The 14,280-nt window shown below is 64.3% G+C and carries 14 protein-coding genes; 8 read left to right on the top strand and 6 right to left on the bottom strand.

Translation table 11 applies throughout. The features are described from left to right. Positions 1 to 31: 31 nt before the first annotated feature. A complete protein-coding gene (gene rpoH, locus ACO550_RS01410) occupies positions 32 to 967 on the bottom strand; it encodes an RNA polymerase sigma factor RpoH (RefSeq protein ID WP_485993997.1) in 936 nt (311 codons plus the stop codon). Between the two features lie 353 nt (positions 968 to 1,320). Between rpoH and ACO550_RS01405 the strand changes: the two genes are divergently transcribed. Next, complete coding sequence (locus ACO550_RS01405) at positions 1,321 to 2,193, top strand: pirin family protein (RefSeq protein ID WP_315598521.1); 873 nt, start codon at positions 1,321 to 1,323, stop codon at positions 2,191 to 2,193. Between the two features lie 19 nt (positions 2,194 to 2,212). Here the strand turns inward: ACO550_RS01405 and ybiB are convergent, their stop codons facing one another. The 4 genes from ybiB to ACO550_RS01385 form a co-directional block, all read right to left on the bottom strand. Beyond that, positions 2,213 to 3,202, bottom strand: coding sequence for a DNA-binding protein YbiB (ybiB, locus tag ACO550_RS01400; protein WP_315598522.1), 990 nt, complete (start codon positions 3,200 to 3,202; stop codon positions 2,213 to 2,215). Positions 3,203 to 3,264: 62 nt separating this feature from the next. Beyond that, positions 3,265 to 4,068 carry an ABC transporter ATP-binding protein gene (locus ACO550_RS01395; RefSeq protein WP_315598523.1) on the bottom strand — a complete coding sequence of 268 codons (804 nt, stop codon included), beginning with the start codon at positions 4,066 to 4,068 and terminating at the stop codon, positions 3,265 to 3,267. Between the two features lie 14 nt (positions 4,069 to 4,082). Next, on the bottom strand, positions 4,083 to 4,991 hold the full coding sequence (gene ntrB, locus ACO550_RS01390; protein ID WP_315598524.1) for a nitrate ABC transporter permease: 909 nt from the start codon (positions 4,989 to 4,991) through the stop codon (positions 4,083 to 4,085). Between the two features lie 54 nt (positions 4,992 to 5,045). After that, complete coding sequence (locus ACO550_RS01385; RefSeq protein ID WP_315598525.1) at positions 5,046 to 6,347, bottom strand: ABC transporter substrate-binding protein; 1,302 nt, start codon at positions 6,345 to 6,347, stop codon at positions 5,046 to 5,048. A gap of 452 nt (positions 6,348 to 6,799) precedes the next feature. On the opposite strand from ACO550_RS01385, the gene ACO550_RS01380 reads away from it, so the two are divergent. Further along, positions 6,800 to 7,501 (top strand): fumarylacetoacetate hydrolase family protein, encoded by a 702-nt coding sequence (locus ACO550_RS01380; protein ID WP_315598526.1) that lies wholly within the window; start codon positions 6,800 to 6,802, stop codon positions 7,499 to 7,501. A gap of 4 nt (positions 7,502 to 7,505) precedes the next feature. Next, positions 7,506 to 8,153: a maleylacetoacetate isomerase gene (gene maiA / locus ACO550_RS01375; protein ID WP_315598527.1), complete on the top strand. Its 648-nt coding sequence runs from the start codon at positions 7,506 to 7,508 to the stop codon at positions 8,151 to 8,153. Positions 8,154 to 8,213: 60 nt separating this feature from the next. Here the strand turns inward: maiA and ftsY are convergent, their stop codons facing one another. Next, positions 8,214 to 9,461, bottom strand: coding sequence for a signal recognition particle-docking protein FtsY (gene ftsY / locus ACO550_RS01370; protein ID WP_315598528.1), 1,248 nt, complete (start codon positions 9,459 to 9,461; stop codon positions 8,214 to 8,216). Between the two features lie 60 nt (positions 9,462 to 9,521). On the opposite strand from ftsY, the gene ACO550_RS01365 reads away from it, so the two are divergent. The 5 genes from ACO550_RS01365 to ACO550_RS01345 all read left to right on the top strand — a co-directional run bounded on the left by ACO550_RS01365 (position 9,522) and on the right by ACO550_RS01345 (position 14,197). Next, positions 9,522 to 11,057: an insulinase family protein gene (locus ACO550_RS01365; protein WP_315598529.1), complete on the top strand. Its 1,536-nt coding sequence runs from the start codon at positions 9,522 to 9,524 to the stop codon at positions 11,055 to 11,057. Between the two features lie 9 nt (positions 11,058 to 11,066). Then, the gene (locus tag ACO550_RS01360) at positions 11,067 to 12,431 is read left to right on the top strand and encodes an insulinase family protein (protein WP_315598530.1); all 1,365 of its coding nucleotides are present in this window, start codon (positions 11,067 to 11,069) and stop codon (positions 12,429 to 12,431) included. Between the two features lie 84 nt (positions 12,432 to 12,515). Beyond that, on the top strand, positions 12,516 to 13,148 hold the full coding sequence (gene rsmD, locus ACO550_RS01355) for a 16S rRNA (guanine(966)-N(2))-methyltransferase RsmD (protein WP_315598531.1): 633 nt from the start codon (positions 12,516 to 12,518) through the stop codon (positions 13,146 to 13,148). Positions 13,149 to 13,372: 224 nt separating this feature from the next. Beyond that, positions 13,373 to 13,876 carry a pantetheine-phosphate adenylyltransferase gene (gene coaD / locus ACO550_RS01350; RefSeq protein ID WP_315598532.1) on the top strand — a complete coding sequence of 168 codons (504 nt, stop codon included), beginning with the start codon at positions 13,373 to 13,375 and terminating at the stop codon, positions 13,874 to 13,876. Positions 13,877 to 13,936: 60 nt separating this feature from the next. Next, a complete protein-coding gene (locus tag ACO550_RS01345) occupies positions 13,937 to 14,197 on the top strand; it encodes a YfhL family 4Fe-4S dicluster ferredoxin (protein ID WP_011296529.1) in 261 nt (86 codons plus the stop codon). Positions 14,198 to 14,280: the final 83 nt, after the last annotated feature.

The raw sequence follows: 14,280 nt of genomic DNA, 5'->3' as shown, positions 1-14,280 counted from the left end.
GGCCTTTTGCATGACTGCGAGTGTGCGTGGATCAGGCGAATGCCGCCAGCGCACCTTTCATCTTCTTCATCGCGGCGGTCTCGATCTGGCGGATCCGCTCGGCGGAAACACCAAACTCGTCGGCCAGCTCATGCAGCGTGGAACCACCCGAGCCGTCGTCGTTCACATCGAGCCAGCGCGCCTCGATGATGCGGCGGCTACGCGGGTCGAGCTTCGTCAGGGCCTCTTCCAGGCCTTCGACCTGCAGACGGTCCTGGCGCTTGGCCTCGAGTACCTTGGTAGGCTCGTTATGGTTGTCAGCCAGGTAGGCGATCGGGGCGAACTCTTCCTCGCCATCGTCGACCTGTCCTTCCAGCGCCATGTCGCCACCCGACATGCGGGTTTCCATTTCCATCACTTCCTCGGGCTTGACGTTGAGCTCGCGCGCAACGGCTTCGATCTGCTCCGGGGTGAAGGCATGCGAACCCTGCTTGTGGCTGCGCAGGTTGAAGAACAGCTTGCGCTGGGCCTTGGTGGTAGCCACCTTGACCATGCGCCAGTTCTTCAGCACGTATTCGTGGATTTCAGCCTTGATCCAGTGCATTGCGTACGACACCAGCCGCACACCCTGATCCGGGTCGAAGCGCTTCACGGCCTTCATCAGGCCGATATTGCCCTCCTGGATCAGGTCTGCATGCGGCAGGCCATAGCCCAGGTACTGGCGGGCAATCGACACCACCAGGCGCAGGTGGGACAGCACCATGCGACGCGCGGCATCGACGGAATCGGTATCGCGCAGGTCGCGCGCCAGCCGCTGCTCTTCCTCGGGGGTGAGCATCGGGATACGGTGGACCGCCTGGATATAGCTTTCCAGATTGCCCAGCGTGCCAGGAAACGTCAGCGCGAAACTGTTCGCGGCAGCGTTCTGGGGCGCCGTCGGCAGACGGCGGGAAACTTGGGTTTGATCGGCAGACAGGACTGCGTTCACTATGACTCCTTTCGCATCCGGCGGTGGGTTGCCGGTGTGTCCTGACAGGACACCGCACTGCAACGCATATTAGCACTCGAACCGGACGAGTGCTAAGTTAGAAGACCTATAGGGTTGATAGTTCCAACTCATCAGAATCTATTTTTGAATAGTCTGATCCGGCACCGTTGATTCCGCCTAGCTCCCACGCCACAAGGGCTGGCGGGTCGCGCGCGGTCAACAGAAAGATTAGAGGGGCGCGGAGTCAATCGGTTTCACACGAATCCATCACGAAATTGGGATGATGAATTGCAGGATTCGCTACACTGAAGTTGTTTTTCAGCCGCATTGCACCATCTCCCGGAGTGTCTTTCATGTCTGCTATCGAACACTTGCTGAAGCCGCACGTGCGGGATATCGGCGAGTTCACAGTACGCCGCCTGCTGCCTGCCGCCACAACCCAGACGGTCGGGCCGTTCATCTTCTTCGATCACATGGGTCCGGTGGAAATGGCGCCGGGGCAGGGCATGGATGTGCGCCCGCATCCGCATATCGGCCTGGCCACGGTGACCTATCTGTTCGAGGGCGAGATCATGCACCGCGACAGCCTGGGCAGCGAGCAGGTGATTCGTCCCGGCGACGTGAACTGGATGACCGCGGGCACCGGCATTACCCACTCGGAGCGCTCGCCCGACGCCGCGCGGCAGGCCGGGCCGCGCCTGCACGGCATCCAGACCTGGGTGGCGCTGCCCAAGCCGCATGAGAACGATCCGCCATCGTTCCATCACCATCCCGGCGCCACCCTGCCCAAGCTGGAATTGCCCGGCGTGCGGATGACCGTGATCGCTGGCGATGCCTTCGGTGCAGAGTCGCCGGTCCGGGTGTACAGCCGCACACTCTATGTGGCCATTGAGATGGAGGCGGGCGCCAGCCTGGTGATTCCGCCCGAGCATGTCCAGCGTGGCGTGTATCCGGTCGAAGGCAACCTGGAACTCGATGGCGAGACGCTGCCGGCCGAGCACCTGGTGGTGCTCACGCCGGGCGAGGCGGTGACCCTGACGGCCACCATGCCGTCGCGCGTGATGCTGCTGGGAGGAGATCCCACCGATGGCCGCCGCTTCATCTTCTGGAACTTCGTAGCCAGCAGCAAGGAGGCCATCGAGGAAGCCAGCCAGCGCTGGCAGGACGACCGTTTCCCCCATGTGCCGGGTGAAACGGAGCGCATTCCGCTGCCGACGCGGCGCTAGGGCGTGCGCCGCCGGCAGTTCAGACCGGGTTGGCCCAGGCCACCCGGGTGGCCTGCTTCAGGCAATCCTTGATGGTGGCGATCTGGGTTGCGATCGGCGCGGGCAGCGGCACCGTGCCATCGAGCACCTGACGGATCCAGGCCGCGGTTGCGGCCACGTCGGTACCGGCAGGCAGGTCCGGCACTTCGCCGATCGAGCCGCCCACGGGATCCACCGGCGTGTGCTGATGCCCGTCGTGGAGCCAGTCGATCCGGGTGCTGCGGCGCGCATCGGCCACGACTTCGCCCTCGGTGCCGCGGCCCAGCAGTACGTTGGCCGGCTCGTGCGAGAAATAATCGGTCAGCGTCTCACGGTATTCAGGGTGCGTGTAGCTGTAGAGCCGCAGTGCTTCGGCGGGTGTATGCTCGCCTACCGGTTGCAGCATCTTGACGATCGTATGCGACGAGTTGCGCAGGCCGATGATCGAGCGCTTGTCGAGCAGCGTCGACAGCGCCGGTGACAGCACGTCGATCGGCAACACCGCCAGCGGGTTCGATGCCGCGCGCAGTTGATCCTGTGCAAGCGCCGTGGTGGTGCACAGCGGCACGCCCAGCGCTTCGAACAATGCCAGGCTGGTCACGCGGCCCTGGAATGTGCGCGTGCCGTGCACCAGTGTCGGCACGCCATCGCGCGCCAGCAGCATGGCCAGCAGCGGCACCAGGTTCGGTTGCTTGCGGGCGCCGTTGTAGCTCGGAATCACCACCACGGGCTGGTCCGGCGGCGCGGCCAGCGGCTGGCAATGCCGATGCGCGGCTTCCAGCATGCCGGCGAGTTCGTGCGGCGCCTCGCCCTTGATGCGATACGCCATCAGCACGGCGCCCATCTCGATATCGGAAACATGGCCGGCCAGCATGGCGTCGAACAGCGCCTGGGCGTCTTCACGCGGCAGCGCGCGGGCGCCATTGACGCCGCGTCCGATTTCCTTGATGTACTTTGCCGCCGAGAATGGCGTGGAGGATGCGGAGGTCATGATGCTGCTGGAATCGTGGGGTTGGCGTTCATGATAGCCCACGATTCCGTGCGTGGAGTGTGTCAGGCGGCTTCCTGCAGTGCCGGGTTGCGCTGCTTGCGGTACAGGAAGTCCAGCACCGCCGTGCGGCAGGCATGGTAGTTCTGGTCGTCGGCCAGTGCCACGCGGTCGCGTGGCCGTGCGATCCCGACCTGCAGGATCTCGCCGATGGTGGCGGCGGGACCGTTGGTCATCATGACGATGCGATCCGCCAGCAGCACGGCTTCGTCGACGTCGTGGGTGACCATCACCACAGTGCTTTTCGTGCGGGCCACGATCTTGATCAGTTCGTCCTGCAGGTGCGCACGCGTCAACGCGTCGAGCGCGCCGAACGGTTCGTCCATCAGCAGCACCTTCGGTTGCATCGCCAGCGCACGGGCAATGCCCACGCGCTGCTTCATGCCACCCGAGATCTCATGCGGATACTTTGCCTCGGCGTGCGTGAGGCCCACCAGCGCCAGCGTGTCGTGCGTGCGGGCCTTCAGTTGCGCCTTGCTCTCGGTGCTGCTGAACACGCGTTCCACGCCCAGGTAGACGTTCTCGAAGCACGTCAGCCACGGCAGCAGCGAATGATTCTGGAATACCACGGCACGTTCGGGACCGGGCCCCGCGATCTCGCGCCCGGCGCAGATCAGCGCACCGGTGGTGGGTGTGGTCAACCCGGCAATCAGGTTCAGCAGCGTGGATTTGCCGCAACCGGAGTGCCCGATCAGCGTAATGAACTCGCCTTCGGCGATCGACAGGTTGATATCGCGCAGCGCCACGAACGGACCCTTGCGCGTCTTGAACGTCTGGCCGACGTTTTCGATGCTGACGAATTTTTCCATGATGTGCATCCCGCTCAGGAATTGCCGTAGCTGAAGCGGCGCGCCAGTGCCAGCAGCAGGTGCTCGAGCACCAGGCCGACCACGCCGATGATGAAGATCGCGATGACGATATGCTCAACCTTGAGGTTGTTCCACTCGTCCCAGAGCCAGAAACCGATACCGGTGCCGCCGGTCAGCATTTCCGCCGCCACGATCACCAGCCATGCAGTGCCGATCGACAGGCGCACGCCGGTCAGCATGTACGGCAGCACGGCCGGGAACAGCACGCGCCGGAAGATCTTCCATTCGGACAGGTCCAGCACGCGGGCCACGTTCAGGTAGTCTTGCGGCACGCGCGTCACGCCCACGGCCGTGTTGATGATCATGGGCCAGATCGAGCAGATGAAGATGGCCCAGATCGCGGCCGGGTTTGCGGCCTTGAACAGCAGCAGCCCGATCGGCAGCCATGCCAGTGGCGACACCGGCCGCAGCAGGCTGATGACGGGCGCGGCCATGGCGTTCAGGAACGCGAAGCGTCCCAGCAGGAAGCCGGCCGGAATGCCGATCACCGCGGCCATGCCGAAGCCCGCCGCCACGCGTGCCAGTGACGCCAGCACGTTCCAGCCAATACCCTGGTCGTTCGGTCCGTTGCGATAGAACGGATCGGAGAATAGCGGCACCGCCGCATTCCATGTGGCGCCAGGCGTGGGCAATGCCGGGATCAGTGTGGCGATGCCATGCCACACCAGCAGGAACAGCACGAAACCCACCAGCGGCGGTACGCACTTGAGCACGAAGCCGGCCAGCGCGTCGCGCCGTGCGGCCTGCCGTTCCTGTGCGGCCAGCTCCAGCGCCCGGCGGCGGGTCTGTTCCTTGATATCGGTGTCGACGGCATCCGCGCTCATGGCGGCACCTTCGGATGAGGTTGGGGCGATGGCATTCACGGCAAGCTCCTGGAAAGAGGAACCACGGGGGATCGGGAGATCAGTGATGAAACATCAGGCCTTGATCCGGAATCCGTCGGCATAGGCCTTCGGGTCCTTGGTCGCATCCCATGTCACGCCGTCGATCAGTTTGGCGGTACGGAAATCGCTCTTGGGCAGCGGCACCTGCGCGGCGCTGGCGGCCTGCTTGTAGATATCGATGCGGTTCACCTGTTTGGCCACGGCCAGGTAGTCCGGATGCTCCTTGAGCAGGCCCCAGCGCTTGTGCTGGGTCAGGAACCACATGCCGTCCGACAGGAACGGATAGTTCGCCGCGCCATCCTGGTAGAACTTCATGGCATCGGGGTCATCCCAGGTCTTGCCCAGGCCATTGCTGTAGCGGCCCAGCATGCGGTCCAGGATGATGTCCATATCGGTGTTGACATAGGACTTCGCGGCAATCGTCTCGGCGGTCTTGCGGCGGTTCGATGCCGACGCATCAATGTACTTCGACGCGTCGAGGATCGCGGCCACCATTGCGCGCGCGGTGTTGGGGTTCTTCTGCACGAACTCGGCCGTGGTACCGAGCGTCTTTTCCGGGTGATCCTTCCAGATCGACTGCGTGGTCTCGGCCGTGAAGCCGATCTTGTCGGCAATGGCGCGTGCGCCCCACGGCTCACCCACGCAGAAGCCATCCATATTGCCCACGCGCATATTGGCCACCATCTGCGGCGGCGGCACGGTAATGGCCTTGGCATCCTGCAGCGGATTGATGCCATTGGCCGCCAGCCAGTAGTACAGCCACATCGCGTGCGTGCCGGTGGGGAAGGTCTGCGCGAATACATAGTCGCGCTTTTCCTTCGCCATCAGCGCCTTGAGGCTGGCCCCGTCCTTGACGCCCTTTTCCGCGAGCTTCGACGACAGCGTGATGGCCTGGCCGTTGTGGTTCAGGTTCATCAGCACGGCCATGTCCTTCTTGGGGCCGCTGACGCCGAGCTGCACGCCATAGATCAAGCCATACAGCACGTGCGCGGCGTCCAGTTCGCCATTGACGAGCTTGTCGCGCACGGCCGCCCACGACGCTTCCTTGCTGGGCGTGATCTTGATGCCGTACTTCTTGTCGAGCCCCAGCGTCGATGCCATGACCACCGATGCGCAGTCGGTGAGCGGGATGAAGCCGATCTTGACCTCGGTTTTTTCCGGTGCATCGGAGCCGGCTGCCCAGGCACCGCTGCGTACCAGCGGGTCGACCAGCGTCATCACGCCGGCGCCGGCGATGGTGGCCAGCACGCGGCGGCGTGTGTGGCTGGCGGGCGCAGCCTGGTCGACAACGCTGGCGGCACGCGGGGGCTTGGCATCTTTGAGGCGAGAGGGCATTGCGATGGCTCCGAAAGAAAAAAGGCGCCCTGACCGCAGCCCCGCCTTCGCCAGAAATCGGGGGTGCAGTGCAGGACGCCGTTGTCCGATGCCGCGCGACCGTGAGCGATCGCGTGCACACAAATTGTGGGTATTGCCGGAGACTGCGCGGCCGTCATTGGCCGTGCCATCGATAACGCAAACGCCGTGCCAGCTTGTTGCGGTGCGCCATCGGGCTGCGGCGCGGCGGATTGCGCCTTGGGAACCTGGTTTTGCCCGGCAATTTCTCCGGAACCGTGCGTGGGCGAAACCGCGCCGGGCGCCACTGTTGTGCAATGCACCTGCGACGTGCCGGGCGGTGGCCACTGTATGCCGCGGTACGCCGGGTGTATGCTGTGCGACTGCCATGCCGGTTGACCGAATGCACCGGCGAGGCATTCCATCAAAAGAGAAAGAGCAAGCAGGAGAGTTGGATGACCGAGTTCGTATTCGCCCCGCAAGCCCCCGTCGGCGTTCCGGTGCGAGGCAGCAGTGCAAGCTTCCCGGTGCGCCGGGTTTATTGTGTGGGTCGCAACTATGCCGCGCACGCGCGTGAAATGGGCTCGGACCCCGATCGCGAACCGCCGTTCTTCTTCTGCAAGCCTTCCGACGCGGTCAGCTATGTGGCCGACAACGCCGAGGGCACGTTTCCGTATCCGCCGGGCACCGGCAACTGCCACTACGAAGTCGAGCTGGTCGTGGCCATTGGCAAGGGTGGCAAGGACATTCCGGTCGAGCAGGCCGCCAGCCACGTCTTCGGCTATGCAATCGGCCTGGACATGACGCGCCGCGACCTGCAGAACGAATCGAAGAAGACCGGTCGTCCCTGGGAAACCGGCAAGGCTTTCGACAAGTCCGCGCCGATCGGCCCGATCGTGCCGGTGTCGGCCATCGGCCATCCCGAAAAAGGTGACGTGACGCTGGCCGTGAATGGCGTGGAAAAGCAGCGCGGCGACCTGTCGGACCTGATCTGGTCGGTGCCGGAAATGGTCTCGTACCTGTCGAAGCTGTTCGAACTGCAGCCGGGCGACCTGATCTACAGCGGCACGCCCGAAGGCGTGGGCCCGGTGGTCAAGGGTGACGTCATGCAATGCCATATCGCTGGCGTGGGCGACCTGACCGTCAAGGTGGTGTGATCCGATGCTCGAGCTCTACAGCTACTTCCGCAGCTCGGCCTCGTTCCGCGTGCGCATCGCCCTGAATCTCAAGGGACTGCCCTACGACTACAAGGGCGTGCATCTGCTCAAGGAAGGCGGCATGCAGCTGAAGCCCGAGTATCGCGCACTCAATGCCGATGGCGTGGTGCCGACGCTGGTAGTTGACGGCAAGCCGCTGATCCAGTCGATGGCCATCATCGAGTACCTGGACGAAACGCATCCGGAACCGGCGCTGCTGCCAAAGGACGCGTTCGAGCGTGCCGTCGTGCGCGGCCTGGCACAGGAGATCGCCTGCGAGATCCATCCACTCAACAACCTGCGCGTGCTCAAGTATCTCAAGCACGAGCTCAAGGTTGCGGAAGAGGCCAAGGACGCGTGGTACCGGCACTGGATCGAGCAGGGCTTCGCATCGCTGGAAGCCAACCTGGCGCAACTGGGCCGCGTGGGCCGCTACGCGTATGGCGATACGCCAACGCTGATCGACCTGTGCCTGGTGCCTCAGGTGTTCAACGCGCAGCGTTTTAACGTCGACCTGGATCGCTTCCCGGCGATTGCACGGATCCATGCAGCCTGCATGGAGCTCGATGCGTTCCGGGACGCGGCGCCTGCCGCGCAGCCGGATAGCGAATAGCGGAGGTGTTCTCCCCTCTCCCGCAAGGCGGGAGAGGGGAGCAAACACTAGGAAACGATCTCAGCCGAGCAATGCTTCGGCGAAATCCTCGGCCTTGAAGGGCTGCAGGTCTTCCACCTTTTCGCCCACGCCGATGAAGTAGACCGGCACCGGGCGCTGACGCGCGATGGCGGCCAGGATGCCGCCCTTGGCCGTGCCGTCGAGCTTGGTCACGATCAGGCCGGTCAGCCCCAGCGCATCATCGAAAGCCCGCGTCTGCGCCAGTGCGTTCTGGCCGGTATTGGCATCGATCACCAGCAGGCATTCGTGCGGTGCCGTGGGCATGGCCTTGGCGATCACGCGCTTGACCTTCTTGAGTTCTTCCATCAGGTGCAACTGCGTGGGCAGGCGTCCCGCGGTGTCGGCCATCACGATATCGACCTTGCGTGCGCGCGCGGCGTTCACGGCGTCGAAGATCACCGCTGCGGGGTCGCCGCTTTCCTGGGCCACCACGGTCACGTTGTTGCGCTCGCCCCAGATCGTCAACTGCTCGCGCGCGGCGGCGCGGAACGTATCGCCGGCGGCCAGCAGCACCGACTGGTGATACGACTGGAAATGCTTGCAGAGCTTGCCGATGCTGGTGGTCTTGCCCGCCCCGTTGACGCCGGCAATCATCATCACCAGCGGCTGTTCGCGGCCCAGTTCCATCGTCTTTTCGAGCGGCTTGAGCAGATGGACCAGCAAATCCTTGAGCGCCGCCTTCACGCCTTCGGCGGTTTCGATGCGGTCGCTCTTCACGCGGCGGCGCAGTTCGCCAAGCAGGAATTCGGTGGCTTCCACGCCGGCATCGGCCATCAGCAGCGCGGTTTCAAGCTCCTCGAACAGGGCTTCGTCAACCTTCACGCCCACGAACAGCACGCCAATATTGCGGCTGGTCTTGGACAGGCCAGCCTTCAGCCGTGACATCCAGCCACGCCTGGCCTCGGCCGTGGGCGCGGGGGGTGGCACCAGCTCCAGTTCCTCGACCACGGGCGGTTCATAGGCAACCGGGGCGGGTGGAGGCGGTGGCACCTGGGCGGGCACCGGTACCGGCACGGGAATCGGAGCCGGGGCCGGAGCAGGTACCGGGGCAGGGACTGGTACGGGAACCGGCACGGGCACAGGGACCGGGACGGGAACTGGCACCGGTACTGGCGCCGGCGCCGGAAGCGGTGCGGGAGCGGGGGCCGGCGTCGGGATGGGCGCCGGAGCGGGTGCGGGCGCGGCAACCGGCGGCTCGACGGGCGCCGGAGCCGGCTCGGCCTTGCGCTTCTTCCAGAAACTAAACATTGGGAAAGGGGTCAATACCCCGGTAGAATCAATCGCCAAAATTCTAGCAGACGGGGTCGCATGAACCATTGCGCTGACTTGTCCGGAGCGGGAACCGCCCACTTCGATTCGCTGCCCGCCGGCGCCGCCCGGTTTTCGCGGCGCATGCTTTCCACCCTGATCATCGCCGCGCTGGCTGGCCCGCTGGCCGGTACCGCGCTGGCGCAGTCCGGGCCCGAGAGCGCCAGGGCCACCACGCCGCAAGGTCCGCCGTCGGGCATGGCAACGGCCGGCAAGATCGGCCAGACCGAAGCGGGCACCACCGAGTTCCGCCTCTCGAACGGCATGCGCGTGATCGTCAAGGAAGACCATCGCGCGCCCACCGTGGCGCACCAGATCTACTATCGTGCCGGCGGCACCGATGAGCTGAGCGGTACCACCGGCGTGGCCCACATGCTTGAACACATGATGTTCAAAGGCACGCCCAAGGTGCCGGTGGGCGAATTCTCGCGCCAGATCGCGCTGCTCGGCGGCCGGGAGAACGCGCTGACCAATCGCGACTTCACGCTCTATTACCAGCAGATCGCCAAACAGTACCTGCCCAAGATGATGGAGCTCGAGGCCGACCGCATGGCCAACCTCATCATCAAGAAGGACGAGTTCGATCGCGAGATGAAGGTGGTGATGGAAGAGCGCCGGCTGCGTACCGACGACTCTCCGCGCGGCAAGGTCTACGAGCAACTGCTGGCCACGGTCTACACGGCCATGCCGTACCGCCATCCGGTGATCGGCTGGATGGACGACCTGGTCAACATGCGCGTGGAAGACGTGCAGGACTGGTACAAGTCGTGGTACGTGCCAAACAATGCAATGCTGGTGGTGACCGGCGACGTCAAGGCTGACGAGGTCCGGGCAATGGCCGAGCGCTACTACGGCAAGCTCAAGCCGCGCCAGCTGCCGCTGCGCAAGACCCAGCTCGAGGCGCAGCAGCAGGGCGTCAAGCGGATCTGGGTCAAGGCCCCGGCCGAAAACCCCTACATGGTGATGGCCTACAAGGTGCCGCGCCTGCATGACGTCGAGAAAGACGTCGATCCCTATGCGCTGGAGGTGTTGTCCGCCGTGCTCAACGGTTATGACAATGCGCGGCTGACGCGCGAACTGGTGCGCGAGCAGCGCCTGGCAGACGACGTCAACGTGGGCTACGACAGCATCAATCGCAACGAATCGCTGTTCGTACTCGACGGCACGCCGGCCAATGGCCATACGACCGATGAAATCGAGAAGGCGCTGCGTGAAGAGATGCAGCGTATCGCGAAGAACGGCGTGTCCGAGGAAGAACTCAGGCGCGTCAAGGCGCAGGTCGTGGCCGGCCAGATCTACAAGCGCGATTCGGTATTCGGGCAGGGCATGGAGATCGGCGTGGCCGAGATCTCCGGCATCTCGTGGCGCCAGATCGACCGCATGCTCGACAAGATCAAGGAAGTCACGCCCGCGCAGGTGCAGGCCGTCGCCGCGAAGTATTTCAACGACGACAACCTCACCGTGGCCACGTTGCTGCCGCAGCCGATCGATCCCAACAAGCCCAAGACCGCCGCCCCCGAGGGCCTGCGGCACTAAGGAGCAACGATGTCTTTGTCCGTCATGACGATTGCGTCCCCACGCCTGCTGCGTCGCCTGGCCGGCGCCGCGTGCGGGGCGGCCGCTCTGCTGGCCGGCACCGTTGCCCATGCCGCGATTCCGATCGAGAGCTGGACTGCGTCCACCGGGGCCAAGGTATTTTTCGTGCCGAGCCCGTCGATCCCGATGCTCGATGTGAATCTGGACTTCGACGCGGGTAGCCGTTACGACCCGCCCGGCAAGTCGGGCCTGGCGACCTTGACTGCCGCACTGCTCGACAAGGGGGCCAATGCGCAGGACGGGCAGCCCGCCCGCAACGAAGCGCAGGTTGCCGACGCCTTTGCCGATACCGGTGCCGATTTTGGCGGTGCCGCCGGTGGCGACCGCGGTGGCATTGGCTTGCGCACGCTGACCGCATCGCCGGAACGTGAGCAGTCACTGCGCCTGGCGGGGCAGCTGATCAAGGCGCCGTCGTACCCAGACGCGGTCGTCGCACGCGAGAAGCAACGCCTGATCACGGCCATTCGCGAGGGTGACACGCGCCCCGGCGTGATTGCCGACAAGACGCTGTCCAAGGCCATCTACCCGACCCATCCTTATGGCGTGTCGGCCACGCCGGAATCGGTGGGTTCGATCACACGGGACGATCTGCTGAAGTTCTGGCGCGACAACTACACGGCCAAGCGTGCGGTCATCACGCTGATTGGTGCCATCGACCGCAAGCAGGCCGAGCAGATTGCCGAGGACCTGACGCGCGGCCTGCCTGAGGGCACCACGCCGCCCAAGCTGCCTGACGTGCAGATGACGATCCCGGCCAGCGAGAAGCGGATTCCGCATCCGGCGCAACAGGCCAGCGTGGCCATTGGCGCGCCGGCCATTGCGCGCGGCGATCCCGATTACTTCGCGCTGCTGGTGGGCAACTACGTGCTGGGCGGTGGCGGCTTCAGTTCGCGCCTGACCGACCAGGTGCGGGAGAAGCGCGGACTCACCTACGGTGTAGACAGCTACTTTGCGCCGTCGCGGCAGCCGGGCCCCTTCAGCGTCACGCTGCAGACCAAGAAGGAAAATACCAACGAGGCACTGGCACTGGTACGGCAGATCGTGTCCCAGTACGTGGCCCAGGGACCGACCGATACCGAACTGCGTGCGGCCAAGGACAACCTGATCAACGGCTTCCCGTTGCGTATCGACAGTAACCGCAAGCTGCTGACCAATGTGGCCAATATTGGCTGGTACGGCTTGCCGCTGGACTATCTCGACACCTGGACCGCGCAGATCAACAAGGTCACGCGCGATCAGGTCCGTGCGGCGTTCCAGCGCCATGTGCACCCCGATGCCATGGCAACCGTGATTGTCGGTGGTCCGGAAAAGTGATGCGTCAGGCTTGATCGTGGGCCAGGGCACGCCGCGCGCCAGTACGAACCTGTACCGGGACGCGGCAGGCTCTACAATCACGGCATGAATTCGCAATCCCGACCTTCGCCCGCACCGCGCGGGCGAACTTCTGTTCCCCGCCAGGCGCCCGCGCAGGTGCGCATCATCGGCGGCCGCTGGAAACGTTCGCTGCTGCCGGTGCTTGAGGCCGAGGGTCTGCGTCCGACTCCCGATCGCGTGCGCGAGACCCTGTTCAACTGGCTTGGCCAGGATCTGGCCGGCCTGGCCTGCCTTGACCTGTTTGCGGGCTCTGGAGCGCTGGGCTTCGAAGCGGCATCGCGTGGCGCAGCCGCGGTCACGCTGGTCGAGGCCAATCCGCGAGTGGCGCGCCAGTTGCGTGACAACCAGTACCGGCTCGATGCTTCGCAGATCAGGATCATCCAGAGTGATGCCTTTGCGGCGGCCGCCCAGATGCCGGCCGAGAGCTTCGACGTGGTGTTCCTGGATCCGCCCTTTGCCGAGGAATGGATCGGACCCGCGCTGGAGCATGCGGCGCGGCTGACCCGGCCAGGTGGGGTGGTCTATGTGGAGTCGGACAAGGCGCTGATCGGTGCCGATGCCCCGGTACCGGCCTCGCTGGAAATTGTCCGGCAAGCGCGCGCGGGCGCGGTGCACTTTCATCTGCTGCAGCATCGGACCGGTCACGGCGCCGACTGAATCGCTGGCGGTGTCGTATGACGACTGCCAGGCGGACTGCCGCGCCCGGCAAGCGTTTGCGGGTCTGCTGCATTGCCGCAAAAATGCGCTCGGGCGGAATTCCAAATGCCGCATTTGGGGTTACACTACGCCGCTGTTGATTGTCCAACGCCCGTCACGCAACATGCATTCGAAAGCGGCCCCAGGTTGGCGGGCCGGCAACGGGCAGCCCCAAAGGAGGAAACATGGTCGTCGCCGTCTATCCCGGTACTTTTGATCCCATGACCCGGGGACACGAGGATCTCGTCCGTCGTGCGTCGAATATCTTCGACGAACTCGTGGTCGGCGTGGCGCACAGCCCCAACAAGCGCCCGTTCTTCTCGCTCGAAGAGCGCATCGGCATTGCCCGTGAAGTGTTGGGCCACTATCCGAATGTCAGGGTCGAGGGATTCTCGGGCCTGCTCAAGGATTTCGTGCGCAAGAACAATGCACGCGTAATAGTGCGTGGCCTGCGTGCGGTGTCCGACTTCGAGTACGAATTCCAGATGGCCGGCATGAACCGCTACCTGCTGCCCGACGTCGAGACGATGTTCCTGACGCCATCGGACCAGTACCAGTTCATCTCGGGCACGTTCGTGCGCGAGATTGCCGTACTGGGTGGCGATGTCAGCAAGTTTGTCTTCCCTTCCGTCGAGCGCTGGCTCAACGACAAGATCGGCAAACCGGAAGACCAAACCGGAATAAAATAGAGCCTTCGATCCCGCCGACGTGGCCAGTCGGGCACGGGCGGGTCGCAGGAAGGAATCATCATGGCGCTACTGATCACCGACGACTGCATCAATTGCGACGTTTGTGAACCCGAGTGCCCGAACGAAGCCATCTCGATGGGGCCCGAGATCTACGAGATCGACCCCAACAAGTGCACCGAGTGTGTCGGCCACTTCGATGAACCGCAATGCCAGCAGGTTTGCCCTGTGGCATGCATTCCGAAGGATCCGAACCGCGTCGAAACGCACGAGGTGCTGATGCAACGCTACCGGCTGCTGACCGCGGCCAAGCATGCGGCCTGAAGCCGGAGACACATCCGGCGGCTTCGTTCCGGCCCCACAAAACAAATGCAATAAAAAGAAAACCCCGCACAACCGCAAGGTTG

Source organism: Cupriavidus sp., from assembly GCF_057315035.1.
This window is presented reverse-complemented; position numbering and strand designations above follow the sequence as displayed.

What these genes read in the sequence shown, in the direction of transcription:
- ACO550_RS01405 (WP_315598521.1), top strand. Translation starts at nt 1,321, where the DNA reads ATGTCTGCTATCGAACACTTGCTGAAGCCGCACGTGCGGGATATCGGC.
- ybiB (WP_315598522.1), bottom strand. Translation starts at nt 3,202, where the DNA reads ATGACCTCCGCATCCTCCACGCCATTCTCGGCGGCAAAGTACATCAAG.
- ACO550_RS01395 (WP_315598523.1), bottom strand. Translation starts at nt 4,068, where the DNA reads ATGGAAAAATTCGTCAGCATCGAAAACGTCGGCCAGACGTTCAAGACG.
- ACO550_RS01385 (WP_315598525.1), bottom strand. Translation starts at nt 6,347, where the DNA reads ATGCCCTCTCGCCTCAAAGATGCCAAGCCCCCGCGTGCCGCCAGCGTT.
- ACO550_RS01380 (WP_315598526.1), top strand. Translation starts at nt 6,800, where the DNA reads ATGACCGAGTTCGTATTCGCCCCGCAAGCCCCCGTCGGCGTTCCGGTG.
- maiA (WP_315598527.1), top strand. Translation starts at nt 7,506, where the DNA reads ATGCTCGAGCTCTACAGCTACTTCCGCAGCTCGGCCTCGTTCCGCGTG.
- ftsY (WP_315598528.1), bottom strand. Translation starts at nt 9,461, where the DNA reads ATGTTTAGTTTCTGGAAGAAGCGCAAGGCCGAGCCGGCTCCGGCGCCC.
- ACO550_RS01365 (WP_315598529.1), top strand. Translation starts at nt 9,522, where the DNA reads ATGAACCATTGCGCTGACTTGTCCGGAGCGGGAACCGCCCACTTCGAT.
- ACO550_RS01360 (WP_315598530.1), top strand. Translation starts at nt 11,067, where the DNA reads ATGTCTTTGTCCGTCATGACGATTGCGTCCCCACGCCTGCTGCGTCGC.
- rsmD (WP_315598531.1), top strand. Translation starts at nt 12,516, where the DNA reads ATGAATTCGCAATCCCGACCTTCGCCCGCACCGCGCGGGCGAACTTCT.
- coaD (WP_315598532.1), top strand. Translation starts at nt 13,373, where the DNA reads ATGGTCGTCGCCGTCTATCCCGGTACTTTTGATCCCATGACCCGGGGA.
- ACO550_RS01345 (WP_011296529.1), top strand. Translation starts at nt 13,937, where the DNA reads ATGGCGCTACTGATCACCGACGACTGCATCAATTGCGACGTTTGTGAA.